We start from the raw sequence: 14,889 nt of genomic DNA, 5'->3' as shown, positions 1-14,889 counted from the left end.
ATTTAGGCGGATTTTTTGTTATAAGTCTTGGGTGTTCTTTAATAGGAGTAACTACGCGGTAGTTAAAACAGATTGTTTTAATTGCTTGTATACCGATATTTCAGAAAAACCCTGTAATTTTGACTTACATCTATTTTAATTTTTAACGACAAGCAATGTTCGATTTTATTGGAAAAACGGTTGCTAAAATCTTCGGCACCAAATCCGAACGAGATATTAAGGAAGTAACACCGTACGTAGGACAAATCAACGAAGAGTATGCCCGGTTAGCCGCAGTTTCAGATGATGAGCTCCGCCAGAGAACCCAGGATGTAAAAGCTATAATTGACGAGCGCCTGAAACAAATTGATGACCAGATTGCAGTCCTGCACCACCGGATTAATAATGAGCCGGAACTGGACATCATGCAGAAAGAAAATATCTTTTCCGAAATAGATACTTTAGAAAAAGACCGGAATAAACAATTAGAGCAAGTACTGATGGAAGTATTGCCGCAGGCCTTTGCTATTGTAAAAGAAACGGCCCGCCGGTATAAAGAAAATCACCAATTAGTAGTTACGGCTACCGACCTGGACCGTAGTATAGCTGCTCGTAAACCAAACGTGCGTTTAGAAGGCGATAAAGCTATATGGGCAAATAAATGGCTGGCTGCTGGTAGCGAAATTACCTGGGATATGTTGCACTACGATGTGCAGTTAATCGGGGGTATTGTGTTGCACCAGGGCAAAATTGCTGAGATGGGTACCGGTGAAGGTAAAACATTGGTAGCAACTCTGCCAGCTTTCCTGAATGCTTTAGCTAAACGGGGCGTGCACGTGGTTACGGTAAACGATTACTTGGCCAAGCGTGACTCTGAATGGATGGCGCCGTTATTTGAGTTCCACGGGATTAGCATTGACTGTATTGATAAACACCAGCCCAATACCGATAGCCGCCGTCGCGCCTACCAGGCCGATATAACGTATGGTACTAACAACGAATTTGGCTTTGACTACCTGCGCGATAACATGGCTCGTAGCCCCGACGAATTGGTGCAGCGCAAACACCACTTCGCGATGGTAGATGAGGTAGACTCTGTGTTGATTGACGATGCCCGTACACCGTTAATTATTTCGGGGCCAGTACCACGCGGCGATGAACACGAGTTTTATGAACTGAAGCCTCGTATTGCCATGCTGGTGGAAGCGCAAAAAAAGGTAGTAGGTAATTTTTTAGTAGAAGCTAAACGGTTATTAAAAGAAGGCAACGAAAAAGAAGGCGGTTTATCTTTGTTTAGAGCTTACAGGGGATTACCTAAAAATAAACCTTTAATTAAATTTTTAGGTGAAACCGGTATCCGGGCGGCTTTGCAAAAAACCGAAAACTTTTTCCTGCAGGATAATGCCCGCCAAATGCCGCAAGCCGATGAGCCGCTTTACTTTACCATCGATGAAAAAAATAATAACATCGAACTAACCGAAAAAGGGCTTGATATGATTACCGGTCAGGGAGAAGATCCAAACTTCTTTATTATGCCGGATATTGGTACTGAGTTAGCTACTATTGAAAACGACAAGTCTATTTCGGATGAGGAGCGTTTGCACCGCAAAGAAAAGTTAATGAATGATTTTGCCGAGAAATCGCAGCGGGTGCATACTATTAACCAATTATTAAAAGCCTATACTTTATTCGAAAAAGACGTAGAATATATTGTTACGGAAGACCGGAAAGTAAAAATTGTAGATGAGCAAACCGGCCGGGTAATGGAAGGTCGCCGTTATTCCGATGGCTTACACCAGGCTATTGAAGCCAAGGAAAACGTACGGGTAGAAGATGCTACGCAAACTTACGCTACGGTTACGCTGCAAAATTATTTCCGGATGTACCACAAACTTTGCGGTATGACTGGTACCGCTGAAACGGAAGCCGGCGAATTCTGGGAAATTTATAAATTGGACGTGGTTACTATTCCAACGAATAGACCAGTTGTTCGTGAAGACCGCCACGATAAAGTTTATAAAACCGTACGCGAGAAATTTAACGCCGTAGCCGAAGAAATTCAGGAGTTAACCGCCGCAGGTCGTCCGGTATTAGTAGGTACTACCTCCGTAGAAATTTCAGAATTAGTAAGCCGGATGCTGCAAATCCGGAAAATTCCGCACCAGGTATTAAATGCCAAACTCCACCAAAAAGAAGCCGAAATTGTAGCCGAAGCTGGTAAGCCCAGCACCGTTACTATTGCCACCAACATGGCTGGTCGGGGTACTGATATTAAATTAACGCCAGAATCAAAGCAGGCTGGTGGTTTAGCGATTATTGGTACGGAGCGTCACGAATCCCGCCGCGTTGACCGCCAATTACGTGGTCGTTCCGGCCGGCAAGGTGACCCGGGTTCTTCACAGTTTTTCGTGAGCTTGGACGATAGCCTGATGCGTTTATTTGGTTCCGAGCGGATTGCCAAACTAATGGACCGTTTAGGTTTAGAAGAAGGCGAAGTTATTCAGCATTCCATGATTTCTAACTCTATTGAAAGGGCCCAGAAAAAAGTAGAAGAAAATAACTTTGGTATCCGGAAACGCTTGCTGGAATACGACGACGTAATGAATGCCCAACGGGAGGTAGTTTATCGCCGGCGTCGGAATGCCTTGTATGGAGAGCGGTTAGAACTGGATATCTGGAACATGATTTATGATCTGAGCGAAGATATTGTAGCGGGCCATAAAGCCAGTGGAGACTTTGAAGATTTTACTTTAAATATAATCCGGGTATTTGGTTTTGATACCGCCATTACGGCTAATGAGTTAGCCAGCACTTCAGACGCTGAGTTAACGGAGAAGCTGTACAACGAAGCTTTAACTTATTACTTGAATAAGAATAAAGCCATTGCGGAGCATTCTATGCCAATTATCACGGATATTTACCAGAACCGTGCTATGATTGAAACCATAGCAGTGCCATTCTCAGATGGGCGCAAGCAAATTACCGCCATGACGAATCTGGAAAAAGCGTATAATACGCAGTCGCGGGAATTGATTAAAGAAATGGAGAAAGCAATTACGCTGGCTACCATTGATCAGGCCTGGACGCAGCATTTACGGGAGATGGACGATTTAAAACAATCGGTACAGAATGCCGTTTACGAGCAAAAAGATCCGTTGTTAATTTACAAGTTTGAATCTTTTGAGCTGTTTAAACGCATGATTGGCAAAGTAAACGAAGAAACGGTTTCATTCTTGTTTAAAGCGGATATTCCGGTTCAAAGATCCGAAGAAGTGCAAGAAGCGCGGCCTCCAAAACCCGCTAAAGCTCCGGCCTTAAAAGTGCAAAAAGAAGAAGTACATTCTGTTTTAGAAGGTCCGGCGGCCGAAGAAGCTGCGGAGGCGCAGGCTGCTGTAAAAGCGGTTCCGGTGCGGTCGCATAAAGTGGCAGGCCGTAACGATAAAGTAAGCGTGCAGTACAATGATGGCCGGATCGTACGCGATGTGAAATACAAAAGCGTAGAACAGGATGTGTTAAACCATCTCTGTGTAATCATTGAAGACTAAATCAAATATTCCACCTATTGCCCATTACATTGATCATACGCTCCTGCGGCCCGATGCCGATGAGCGTATGATCCGGCAATTGTGTGCCGAAGCCCAGGAGTATCAGTTTGCGGCGGTTTGTGTGCCTCCTTGCTATGTAAAAATTGCCAATAGCATTTTAGGCGAAAGTTCGGTTAATATAGCTACCGTAATAGGTTTTCCTTTTGGTTATCAAACGGCCGAAGTTAAATTTTTTGAAGCGCACAAAGCATTAAGTACCGGGGCTTCCGAAATAGATGTAGTCTGGAACTTAGCGGCTTTTAAATCGGGTAAGTTGGCCGATGTAGAAAATGAAATTGGCGAACTAGCTACACTTTGCCATTTGCGGGGTGGCTTGTTAAAAGTAATTATCGAAACTGCTCTGTTATCGGAAGAAGAAATTATAGAAGCCTGTGCTATTTGCGCCCAAGCTGAAGCCGATTTTGTAAAAACTTCCACGGGTTTTGCGCAGCAAGGCGCTTTAGTAGAAGATATTATGCTTATGCGGGATTCATTGCCCGATAAAGTTCGGATTAAAGCATCAGGTGGTATCCGGGATTTTAACTTTGCTCAGGAATTAATAAAAGCGGGAGCTGATCGTTTAGGTACATCGGTGGGAGTGCAACTTATAAAGCATGAGAAAAATCAGATTTAAAGAGCTAAGTTTTTTATTTTTAGTGCTTATTTCCTGCACCAGGCCTCCTGGAACTTCCTCAAATACCGAAGCAGCAGCAAAAGTAGAAGATTTTAGCGTTTACCGGCCCAAGTTTCCGGCTCCTCCCACAGAATCTACGGAGAACCCTAAGCCTACCACCGAGCCTACGGTATTAGTTACTCCTACTAACCACGTGAACAACCGTGTAACAGCTTTGCTTGATACCATGGCTAGCGCGAACAAAGCCATAAAATATGCCTCTGGTTACCGCATATTAATGTATACCGGAACAGAACGTAAAACGGCCATGGACATGCGGCGAGCTATTATCGAACGGATACCCGAGGAACGGGATTACCTGCAATACCGGCAACCAACTTTCCGGCTTAAAGTAGGTGATTACTTAACCCGGATTGAAGCGCAGCAAGTACTTTCCCGCATCCGGGATATTTCGCCGAACGCCTTGATAATTACTGACCAGATAAATATAAACCGGTAAAATAATGACGGGTTGTCTTTAATTATCCGGTAACCTAAAGCTGATTTTTTAAATTTTAGAATAAGCAAATAAGCCCTCTGGATGATCTGGGTGCCCTTTTGGTTACTTTTACTTATCACTTTCAACTTATAACCTTTAACTCTTAACTCTTATCATGTCTGATCTGAAAGAAGTCGTACAAAAGCTAGCTCGTGAATATGCCCCCGATGTAGTACAAATCCGGCAACATTTACACGCCAATCCCGAACTTTCTTTTCAGGAATACCAGACAGCCGCCTTTGTTAAAGAAAAGTTAAAGTCGTTTGGCCTGGAGCCAATAACCATGGCCGAAACGGGTGTTATGGCTTTAATTGAAGGCAAAAATCCAGGCAAAAAAGTAGTAGCCCTCCGGGGCGATATGGATGCTTTACCCATCACCGAGCAAAACGAGGTGCCCTATAAATCAAAAAATACAGGGGTCATGCACGCCTGCGGACACGATGTGCACACTTCTTCTTTGTTAGGTACGGCCCGTATTTTAAGTCAATTACGAAATCAATTTGAAGGAACGGTAAAGCTAATTTTTCAACCGGGTGAAGAATTAATTCCCGGTGGGGCTTCCATTATGATTAAAGAAGGGGTGCTGCAAAATCCGGCTCCTGCGGCTATTTTTGGGCAACATGTATTTCCGCAGTTACCAGCCGGTAAAGTAGGCGTAAGACCGGGCATGTACATGGCCAGCGCCGATGAGTTATATATTACCGTTACTGGAAAGGGTGGCCACGGAGCCATGCCCGAAATGAATATTGATCCGGTGCTTATTTCGGCGCACTTGATTGTGGCTTTACAACAAATAGTAAGCCGAGCGGCCAGCCCCAAAGTGCCAACGGTTCTCTCTTTTGGGAAAGTAATTGCCAATGGGGCTACCAATATAATTCCGAATGAAGTAAGAATTGAAGGTACTTTCCGGACCATGAACGAGGAATGGCGAGCCGAGGCGCACGTTAAAATGAAAAAAATGGCCGAGCAATTGGCCGAAGCGATGGGCGGAAGCTGCGATTTCGAAATCAGAAGAGGCTATCCGTATTTACAAAATTCGCCTGAATTAACGGAAAAAATGCGGGCTGCTGCCGAGAGCTATTTAGGTTCAGAAAACGTGGTAGACCTGGATTTATGGATGGCGGCCGAAGATTTTGCGTATTATACCCAACAAATTGATGCTTGTTTTTACCGCTTAGGTACCCGCAACGAAGAACGCGGTATAACCTCTTCGGTGCATACCCCCACTTTTGATGTCGACGAAACTGCTTTAGAAACCGGCATTGGCTTAATGGCCTGGTTGGCTTTAAGTGAGTTAAAAAATTAATTTAGAGCATAATTCATAACCAGTTAGCTGGTACATCCGTTTTGCCATTCGAACAAACGTTGATTTGGGTGTATGAAGTGGGGCTTTAATGTATTGGCAGTACCTGTTACACGAGTCTTTTTTTTTAATTTTTTATTTTTCTTCAATGCTATATTGGTTCAGGGGCAGCAAAAGCAACAGCTAGCACCAGAACTGTGGCCCGAGGTGCAAGCCGAATTCGTTTTTAAAAGTACCAGTTTTTTATTTTTTCGACACCAATACCGCTTTACCACCAACCAAGATTATCAAGGTTTACATTCACCAATTCTGAATAATCAGTTAAAGCGAATCCAGTTTCGAGTAGGTTACGAGCATGTATTAACGAATGCCTGGGGGGTGGGAGGTTCGCAAATGTTTAGCTTTGAACCTGGCCGCAAACTTTTTTTTACGGATGTATACCTGCGCCACTTAAGCTCCATTGTTGGTTTACAAGTAATAAAACGGTTAATGGTAGATTACCTGCAATATACCACTACCTCTTCTGTAGGTCGGCTGCGACCCCGGTTAGATCTGGATAAAGCCCTTAAAATAAATAATCTGCCTATCCGGCTCCGGGCGGGTTACGAATTGTTTTTATACACAGATTTTAAATCTACGAAGCCTTATGTCGGCAGAATAGCTGACCGTACCCGTTTGCGCTTTGAAGTAGCCATACAACCTAATCCGCATCTTACCTTTACTCCTTTTTTTACCAAACAAACCGATTATTCACAGCTACCGGATAAGGTAAATGAACAAACCAAAACGGTAATTGCCGGCGAAAATCAAAATAGCATTACTCCCATATGGGGAGTTGAATTCCGATATACAATTTTTCAGGGGAATAAGCCTTTTCCCCGGATACCAATGCCGGTTCAGCAAGATTAATAGCGTATTTAGGTAGCTATCGTGCTCCTGAAAAGTTAAATTTTTAAAAATTTAAGACTTAATGTCATTTATTTGCCTTGTGGGTAGAAGTTTTAATGTCATTAAGTCTGGATTTAGCGGTTTTACTCTGTTGGTATAATATTTACTATAGAAAGTATATCAATCAGAAAAATAAAACTTAAAAATATAAAAATAGGAGATTAAAGCGATGACAATCACAAAGTATAACGGTTATTTAACTGATAAAATGCCGCAAACTTTCAGCACTATGTTAGATCGTTTTTTCAACGAAACTGTAAACAACCGCCGGCAATTAGCTGATTTCACCCCGAACGTAGATGCCTTTGAAACCGAAAACCAGTACGAGTTTAACGTATCGTTGCCTGGTTTAAGCAAAGAAGATATAAGCATCGACTTTCAGGAAGGTAAGTTAACTATTGCGGGTGAGCGCAAGTTTAACAAAGAAGAAGAAAACCCAAACAAAAAATACCACTTGCTCGAAACACAATATGGTTCTTTCAGCAGAACTTTCTTCTTACCCGATAATGTAAATCCGGCTCAAATTGATGCCCACTTTGAGAATGGTATTTTACATGTGGTAGTACCAAAAGACGAGCAAAAAGTTAAAAAACACCAGATCCAGATTAAATAAGGATTTTAGGTAAAATTTTAAAGTAAAAAGGCGCGCTGTATGGCGCCTTTTTTATTCAAGATTGTTTTAAATTTAAACAATCTCTTTTGCAATTTTACGTACAGAATAAACTACAATAAGCCAAATACTTGTGCGTTGTATGTTTAATTAGTAAGATTGAGATAAAATAACAGCTAAAAAAATATTGTTAAGTATAAAGTGATGAAACCAAGACAATTTATGTTCGGGTTGGTGCTTTCTGCCGTAATGGGTGGAGGCTTAGCCATTGGTGGTTACAAACTGCTGGAAGACGACGAGCCCGTAGTGCAGGTGCAACAAGAGCAGCCGGTACGCAATTTCCGTTATTCCAGCTTAATGCACGACAGCGAAGTAAAAGTACCGGAGGGATTAAATTTTGTAGCAGCGGCCGAAGCGGTAACCCCGGCGGTAGTGCACGTTATGACCGAGTATGGTACCGAGTTAGCCCAGAATAAATCGCGCCGGCAAGATATCGATCCTTTCTTCCGCGACTTTTTTGGTGATGATTTCGAAGGTTATCACCGTCGGCAAGGCCCTTCTTTAGGTTCGGGTTCTGGGGTAATTATTGCTTCTAACGGTTATATTATTACCAACAATCACGTAATCGATAAAGCCGATAAAATTAAAGTAGTAATGGACGATAAGCGCGAGCTTCCGGCTACCTTAATTGGTGCGGACCCCAGTACTGATTTGGCTTTGTTAAAAGTAAACGCCGATAAATTACCTACCGTGCGTTATGGTAACTCCGATAATGTTCGGGTAGGGGAATGGGTGCTAGCTGTGGGTAACCCGTTAAATTTAAATTCAACCGTTACAGCCGGTATTATTAGCGCGAAAGGCCGCAATGTAGGTATTGTGCAGAACGTAGATGCCCAAGGCAATAACTTAGGCGTAGAATCTTTTATACAAACCGATGCGGCCGTTAACCCGGGTAACAGTGGTGGGGCCTTAGTAAACCTGAATGGCGATTTAATTGGTATTAATACCGCCATTGCCACTCAAACCGGATCATTCGCGGGTTATTCTTTTGCGGTACCTTCTTCGATTGTAAGCAAAGTAATTGACGATTTATTAAAATACGGCGAAGTGCAACGGGCTTTCCTGGGCATTTCGATGCGGGAAGTAGATGCTAAATTAGCTGAAGAGAAAAAAATTAAAACGTTAAACGGTATTTACATCAATAATTTCTCCGAGAACAGTGCTGCCGAAGATGCTGGCTTGAAAAAGGGAGACGTAATTACGCAAATTAACGGCGTAAACGTAAATACCAGTGCCGCAGTGCAAGAGCAGGTTGCCCGTTACCGCCCCGGTGATAAAGTAAAAGTAACTTACTTACGCGATAACGAAACCAAAACCGCCACCGTTACCCTGCGCAATCGCATGGGCGATACCAACGTAGTAAAGCGGGAATTAGCCAAAGCCGTTACTTACGGAGGCGCCAAATTTGAACCTGTATCTAAAGCCGAAATGACCAAACTTAATTTAGATGGGGGTGCTAAAATCAGCAATGTAAAATCTAGCGAGTTTAAGCAAACCGGTATGGTAGATGGTTTTATTATTACCCGGATTGATAAATCGAAAGTGGAAAAACCGCAGGATGTAGAGCGCCTGTTAAAAGAAGCCGAAAGTGAATCCGGGGTACTGGTAGAAGGTACTTATCCGGATGGCCGCCGGGCATTTTATCCAATTGGCCGCCGCTAATTTTTTAAAAAATTTTATTACAGAAAGCCGTTGCTATAAAGCAGCGGCTTTTTTATTTTATACCGGTACTCGCCAAACCTATCTTAAAAATTGGTGCTTCGTCTTTTTACTTTTTTAAAATTTAGTCCGTATCAGGTATTATGAAACAAGCCATTGATGTTAGTCCGCAGCAATTAATTGTGGAAGAAATAAAAACTACCCTGGGTATTAAAGCTACTAACCCGGCTTTTAGTACAGGCTTAGTGTGGGGCGGTACGGGTAATGTAAACACGAAAACAATTTACTCCCCGGTAGATGGACAGGCAATCGCCGCGGTAAATCTGGCTACACCCGACGATTACGAACAAGTAATTAAAACCGCCGAACAAGCTTTTATCCAATGGCGGCAGGTACCCGCTCCCAAACGTGGCGACATCGTGCGGCAAATTGGCAACAAACTGCGGCAGTACAAAGAGCCTTTAGGCAAACTGGTATCCTACGAAATGGGTAAAATTTACCAGGAAGGTTTAGGCGAAGTGCAGGAAATGATTGATATCTGTGATTTTGCCGTTGGGTTATCGCGCCAGTTACACGGTTTTACCATGCACTCCGAACGGCCGGGGCACCGCATGTACGAACAGTACCACGCGTTAGGAATTGTCGGTATTATCTCGGCTTTTAACTTTCCGGTGGCGGTTTGGAGCTGGAACGCCATGCTGGCCGCCGTATGTGGCGATGTGTGCATCTGGAAACCTTCGGAGAAAACGCCTTTAACAGCCATTGCGTGTCAGCACATTTTAAAAGAAGTGTTAGTAGAAAATAATTTGCCCGAAGGAATTTTTAATGTAATCATCGGTGATGCCGAAATTGGCGCTTTAATGGCGGCGGATAGCCGGATTCCATTGTTGTCGGCCACCGGTTCTACGCGCATGGGTAAAAAAGTTGGTGCGGCTGTTGGTGCCCGGCTAGGGCGGGCTTTATTAGAATTAGGCGGAAATAACGCCATTATTTTAACCGAAAACGCCAATCTGGATATGGCTCTGCGGGCCGTGGTTTTTGGCGCGGTAGGTACTTGCGGCCAACGTTGCACTACCACGCGTCGCCTGATTGTGCACGACTCTATTTACGATGAGGTGAAAGAACGCCTGCTGAAAATTTATTCTAATCTACCCATCGGTAATCCTTTAAGCGACACCGTACTGGTTGGGCCTTTAATTGATAAGGAAGCTGTAGAAAATTTTAAAAAATCTTTAATAGCCGTGCAACAAGAAGGAGGTACCCTTTTAATTGGCGGCGAAGTTTTAACCGGCGAAGGCTACGAAACCGGTACTTACGTAACTCCGGCCTTGGTAGAAGCCCAAAATACCTACCGTACCGTGCAGGAAGAAACATTTGCGCCCATCTTGTATTTAATTAAATACTCCGGGGAATTAGAAAATGCGATTGCCTTACAAAACGGGGTACGGCAAGGATTATCTTCAGCCATTTTCTCAACTAATCTGGGGCAAACCGAAGTTTTTTTATCGGCGTGGGGTTCGGATTGCGGCATAGCCAACGTAAATATTGGTACTTCGGGCGCAGAAATTGGCGGCGCTTTTGGCGGCGAAAAAGATACCGGTGGTGGCCGCGAGTCCGGGTCGGATGCCTGGAAAGTGTACATGCGCCGCCAAACCAATACCATTAATTTTAGCCGCGAATTGCCCTTAGCCCAAGGAATCAAGTTCGATTTCTGATAAAAGGCACTACCGGCACAATCAGGAACCTGATTTTTTAAATTTTTCTGTTTTTACAATAGATTATTTCCATGAAAACGGCTTTAATAACGGGGGCTTCCGGTGGCATCGGTTACGAGTTTGCCAAACTGTTTGCGCAGCGCCAACATAACTTGGTATTAGTAGCCCGGAGCGAAGCTAAATTAAACCAAATCGCTGGGGAATTGCAGTCAGCTTACCACGTGCAAGTAACCGTAGTAGCGCAGGATTTAAGTCAGCCCCAAGCCGCAACAATAGTTTATGCCAGTTTAAAAGCCAGAAACATAGACGTGGACTATCTAGTAAATAATGCCGGTTTCGGCGATTTTGGTTTTTTCGTAGAAACAAATTGGGCGAAAGAAGAACAAATGATTAACCTGAATATTACGGCGCTCACGCATTTTACTAAATTGTTTGTCCGCGACATGGTAGAGCGCCGGCGTGGCCGGATTTTAAATATAGCCTCTACGGCCGCTTTTCAGCCTGGCCCTTTAATGGCGGTTTACTTTGCTACTAAGGCCTACGTATTGTCGTTTTCGGAAGCTATAGCCAATGAGCTGCAGGGTACGGGCATTACCGTTACGGCGCTATGCCCCGGCCCAACCGAATCGGGCTTTCTGCAGGCGGCTGCCCTGGAAGAATCTAAATTATTTAAAGGCAAAAAGATTTCCAGCGCTGCAGAAGTAGCCGCTTACGGCTATCGGGCTTTCATGGCCGGGAAAACGGTGGCTATTCCGGGTTTTCGTAATTGGCTGCTTGCTAACTCGGCGCGTTTTGTTCCCCGTAAATTATTAACGGCCTTGGTCCGGAAAATGTCGGAGCGGGAAAAGGCTAAGCCTTCATAATGGTACAAGGCCCACTACATTTAAATGAGTAAATTTTAAAAATTTAAAAATCCGGTCAAGTTTATTCTAATTCTCACAGGGGTAGTAACAGTTGGCTGTATTTGTTTTTAAAATTATCGCCACCACTTACTTGTAATTAAAACTGTAATGTTGCACCGTAATCACCGAAACTATATTTTCTTTATTTTTTTACTTTGGGCAAGCTGGAGCTGCACCGCCAAACAAGAAAACCAAACGACTCAACCAGAAAATCAATCAGCGGATAACGCCGCCAAACCAGCACCAAGTAACAACTCCAGTACTGCTTCCATCGATTCTAGCCGTTTAATTGTGCCCGGAAAAAGTATTGGTTTAACTGCTTTGCAGGAAAAAGCCGAAGCAGTAACGGCGCGCTTAGGTAAACCCGACCAAGGCGATGCCGCGATGGGCAAGGCTTTATCTACGTGGTTCTCGAAACCGGCAGCTAACGCTAAAGACACTACCCGTCACCAAACTACCCTTTATTTTAAAACCAACATGGGTGCCCCCAACCAGGCTAGCCGGGTAGATCAAATACGGGTTACCTCGCCTTATTTTATAACCACCGATTCTGTTCACGTAAATGCCAGCTTATCGGTTATTCAAAAGGCTTTTCCTGGGGTAGTAAAAGCAGGAGCTTACCCGGTGCCAAAAACAACGGGCAAAATTTTTATTTACGATGCCGCGGCCGCAGGTATTGCCTTTGAAATAAACGAACAAGAACGTTGCGTAGCCATAACGGTACACGCTGCCAACCAGCAAATCAAAAACAATTATTTGCCTTTAAACCCGGATATAGAATGGTTTTAATTCAACCGGGATTGTGCTATTATTTTGCTTTAGCTGTTTGATTAAATTCAGGTTAATTTTTAAATTTTTGTTAAATGGCAATGCGTAAAATTTTATTACATTCGGTTTTATAACCCGTTATTTAACCTTTAACTTCTGCCTTATATGAAAAAAGCTACTTTCCTTTTACCCTTATTATTTATACTGATAAGCAGCCTTCGGGCGGCTACTCCACCGTCTAAAAGTCAGATGGTAGCCGATTGGCAACGGGCCAAGGCTTATACCAAAGAGTATTTAGATGCCATGCCGGAAGCCGGTCTCAGCTATAAACCAACGCCCGAAATCCGCAGTTTCGCCGAGCAGATGCTGCACCTGGCCAACGCTAATTTTAACTTTGCAGCGGCTGCTTCCGGCGCTACGAACCCGTACCAGGGTAAAAATTTAGAAAAAATGGATGAGTTTAAAACCAAGGCCGGCCTGAGTAAAGTAGTTCTGGAAAGTTACGATTTTGTAATTGCCGCCTTAAACAAGGTTACCGATGCCCAACTGGCCGAAAACGTAAAAGTATTTAACCAGGATATTAACCGCGGTTTAGCTTTTGATAAAGCATTTGAGCACCAAACGCACCATCGCGGTCAGGCTACGGTTTACCTGCGCTTAAAAGGAGTAACCCCGCCCGGCGAAAAGTTATTTTAATTTAATAAAAAGCCCGTTGTTACACCGCAACGGGTTTTTTGTTGAATTATAAAATACAGTTCCGGATTGTTTTCAGAACCGGGTTTCCTGCATTTTTTAAATTTTTACTATTCTGCGCTACTATCGGGCATTAAAATGTGCCGGATGCTAAACTATTTAACCGGTTAACAGTAACACAATTATTTGTTCTGGTAAATTTTAAAAAGAACCAGTTTTATTTTCCCTGTTAACCATCACCATCCGTAATGATAGAACATTCGCCTACTTTGGCGCCCCCTCCTTTAACCAGATTAAACCTTTGGGTAATGGCCATTGCTACCGGGTTAGTAGTAGCCAACTTATATTACAACCAGCCTTTACTCGACGAAATTGCCCGCACTTTCCGGATTACGCAGGCCAAAGCCGGCAGCATTTCGATGCTCACCCAAGTTGGTTACGCCGTAGGCATGCTGTTTATTATTCCGTTGGGCGATATGCTGAAGCGCAAAAAACTAATTATGGTAAATTTTGCGTTGATTATCGTGGCCCTGTTGCTGGCAGCTTTTGCGCCTAATGCCGGGTTTTTAATGGCGGCCAGTTTTTTTATTGGTGCCACTTCGGTTACTCCCCAGTTACTGGTACCTATGGCCGCGCATTTGGCCCGTCCTGAAGAACGGGGGCGCACCGTGGGGTTTGTCATGAGTGGGTTGCTGATTGGTATTTTATTATCCCGGACCATTAGTGGTTTTGTGGGCGCCCATTTGGGCTGGCGGGCTATGTTTATTATAGCGGCAGTAGTTATGTTCGTGCTTTGGATCGTGCTATACTTTTTATTACCCGAGGTATACCCCGACTATAAAGGTAATTATAAATCATTAATGCAATCCTTGGGTTGGTTAATCCGTGATGAACCTTTGCTGCGCATGGCAGCGGTGCGCGGGGCTTTGTGCTTTGCCAGTTTTGCCGCCTTCTGGACTACCCTGGCATTTCTACTGCGTGAGCCGCCCTTTAAAGCCGGCAGCGATGTGGCGGGCGCCTTTGGTTTAGTGGGCGCTTTTGGCGCATTAGGCGCTTCATTTATGGGGCGCATCAGCGATAAAGGTAACTCCAGGCAAATAACTACTTACAGCATTGGCTTAATCATTTTATCGTACCTGGTATTCGGTATTTTTGGAACCAGTTATATTGGTTTAGTGGCCGGGGTAATCTTGCTGGATTTAGGCGTACAGGCCACGCATATTTCTAACCAAACGCTTATTTTTTCGTTGCAGCCCGAAGCTCGGAACCGTTTAAATACGGTGTACATGGTTACTTACTTTTTAGGCGGGGCTTCCGGTACCTTTATTGCCAGCCAGTTGTGGCACATTTGGCAGTGGCCGGGGGTAGTACTTATTGGGTTAATCTTTTCGGTTTTAGCTTTACTGGTGCACGTGCGCTATGCGCAATTACGGACTGGTAAGCCCTAACAACCCAAGCTTCCGGGAGCAATCAATTTTTAAAATTTTTCTGTTTTC

General features: G+C 43.9%; 12 protein-coding genes. All 12 read left to right on the top strand.

The genetic code is table 11. From position 1 onward, the window contains the following. The first annotated feature begins 155 nt into the window (after window positions 1–155). The 12 genes from secA (at window position 156) to HUW51_RS03075 (ending at window position 14,841) form a co-directional block, all read left to right on the top strand. Complete coding sequence (gene secA, locus HUW51_RS03130; protein ID WP_185272547.1) at window positions 156–3,524, top strand: preprotein translocase subunit SecA; 3,369 nt, start codon at window positions 156–158, stop codon at window positions 3,522–3,524. Next, window positions 3,514–4,197 carry a deoxyribose-phosphate aldolase gene (gene deoC / locus HUW51_RS03125; RefSeq protein WP_228466922.1) on the top strand — a complete coding sequence of 228 codons (684 nt, stop codon included), beginning with the start codon at window positions 3,514–3,516 and terminating at the stop codon, window positions 4,195–4,197. The genes secA and deoC overlap by 11 nt, the downstream gene beginning before the upstream one ends. Beyond that, window positions 4,178–4,696 (top strand): sporulation protein, encoded by a 519-nt coding sequence (locus HUW51_RS03120; protein WP_185272546.1) that lies wholly within the window; start codon window positions 4,178–4,180, stop codon window positions 4,694–4,696. The genes deoC and HUW51_RS03120 overlap by 20 nt, the downstream gene beginning before the upstream one ends. Window positions 4,697–4,850: 154 nt before the next feature. Continuing rightward, window positions 4,851–6,041, top strand: a complete 1,191-nt coding sequence (locus HUW51_RS03115; protein ID WP_185272545.1) for a M20 metallopeptidase family protein — start codon at window positions 4,851–4,853, stop codon at window positions 6,039–6,041. Window positions 6,042–6,113: 72 nt separating this feature from the next. Further along, the gene (locus tag HUW51_RS03110) at window positions 6,114–6,947 is read left to right on the top strand and encodes a DUF2490 domain-containing protein (protein WP_185272544.1); all 834 of its coding nucleotides are present in this window, start codon (window positions 6,114–6,116) and stop codon (window positions 6,945–6,947) included. 208 nt (window positions 6,948–7,155) lie between these two features. Then, a complete protein-coding gene (locus HUW51_RS03105) occupies window positions 7,156–7,599 on the top strand; it encodes an Hsp20/alpha crystallin family protein (RefSeq protein WP_185272543.1) in 444 nt (147 codons plus the stop codon). Window positions 7,600–7,800: 201 nt separating this feature from the next. Further along, entirely contained in the window at window positions 7,801–9,318 is a 1,518-nt protein-coding gene (locus tag HUW51_RS03100; protein WP_185272542.1) for a S1C family serine protease, read from the top strand. 140 nt (window positions 9,319–9,458) lie between these two features. Further along, the gene (amaB, locus tag HUW51_RS03095; protein WP_185272541.1) at window positions 9,459–11,030 is read left to right on the top strand and encodes an L-piperidine-6-carboxylate dehydrogenase; all 1,572 of its coding nucleotides are present in this window, start codon (window positions 9,459–9,461) and stop codon (window positions 11,028–11,030) included. A gap of 71 nt (window positions 11,031–11,101) precedes the next feature. Next, window positions 11,102–11,893 carry an SDR family NAD(P)-dependent oxidoreductase gene (locus tag HUW51_RS03090; protein ID WP_185272540.1) on the top strand — a complete coding sequence of 264 codons (792 nt, stop codon included), beginning with the start codon at window positions 11,102–11,104 and terminating at the stop codon, window positions 11,891–11,893. A 147-nt stretch (window positions 11,894–12,040) separates the two neighbouring features. Then, entirely contained in the window at window positions 12,041–12,721 is a 681-nt protein-coding gene (locus HUW51_RS03085; RefSeq protein ID WP_185272539.1) for a hypothetical protein, read from the top strand. A 144-nt stretch (window positions 12,722–12,865) separates the two neighbouring features. Further along, complete coding sequence (locus HUW51_RS03080; protein WP_185272538.1) at window positions 12,866–13,396, top strand: DinB family protein; 531 nt, start codon at window positions 12,866–12,868, stop codon at window positions 13,394–13,396. Window positions 13,397–13,641: 245 nt separating this feature from the next. Next, window positions 13,642–14,841 carry an MFS transporter gene (locus tag HUW51_RS03075; protein WP_228466920.1) on the top strand — a complete coding sequence of 400 codons (1,200 nt, stop codon included), beginning with the start codon at window positions 13,642–13,644 and terminating at the stop codon, window positions 14,839–14,841. Window positions 14,842–14,889: the final 48 nt, after the last annotated feature.

Source organism: Adhaeribacter swui, from assembly GCF_014217805.1.
In the GTDB taxonomy this organism is placed as follows: domain Bacteria; phylum Bacteroidota; class Bacteroidia; order Cytophagales; family Hymenobacteraceae; genus Adhaeribacter; species Adhaeribacter swui.
This window is presented reverse-complemented; position numbering and strand designations above follow the sequence as displayed.

Bases quoted from the DNA above. Each gene is read 5' to 3' on its own strand.
- secA (WP_185272547.1), top strand. From the start codon at position 156: ATGTTCGATTTTATTGGAAAAACGGTTGCTAAAATCTTCGGCACCAAA.
- HUW51_RS03120 (WP_185272546.1), top strand. From the start codon at position 4,178: ATGAGAAAAATCAGATTTAAAGAGCTAAGTTTTTTATTTTTAGTGCTT.
- HUW51_RS03115 (WP_185272545.1), top strand. From the start codon at position 4,851: ATGTCTGATCTGAAAGAAGTCGTACAAAAGCTAGCTCGTGAATATGCC.
- HUW51_RS03110 (WP_185272544.1), top strand. From the start codon at position 6,114: ATGAAGTGGGGCTTTAATGTATTGGCAGTACCTGTTACACGAGTCTTT.
- HUW51_RS03105 (WP_185272543.1), top strand. From the start codon at position 7,156: ATGACAATCACAAAGTATAACGGTTATTTAACTGATAAAATGCCGCAA.
- HUW51_RS03100 (WP_185272542.1), top strand. From the start codon at position 7,801: ATGAAACCAAGACAATTTATGTTCGGGTTGGTGCTTTCTGCCGTAATG.
- amaB (WP_185272541.1), top strand. From the start codon at position 9,459: ATGAAACAAGCCATTGATGTTAGTCCGCAGCAATTAATTGTGGAAGAA.
- HUW51_RS03090 (WP_185272540.1), top strand. From the start codon at position 11,102: ATGAAAACGGCTTTAATAACGGGGGCTTCCGGTGGCATCGGTTACGAG.
- HUW51_RS03085 (WP_185272539.1), top strand. From the start codon at position 12,041: ATGTTGCACCGTAATCACCGAAACTATATTTTCTTTATTTTTTTACTT.
- HUW51_RS03080 (WP_185272538.1), top strand. From the start codon at position 12,866: ATGAAAAAAGCTACTTTCCTTTTACCCTTATTATTTATACTGATAAGC.
- HUW51_RS03075 (WP_228466920.1), top strand. From the start codon at position 13,642: ATGATAGAACATTCGCCTACTTTGGCGCCCCCTCCTTTAACCAGATTA.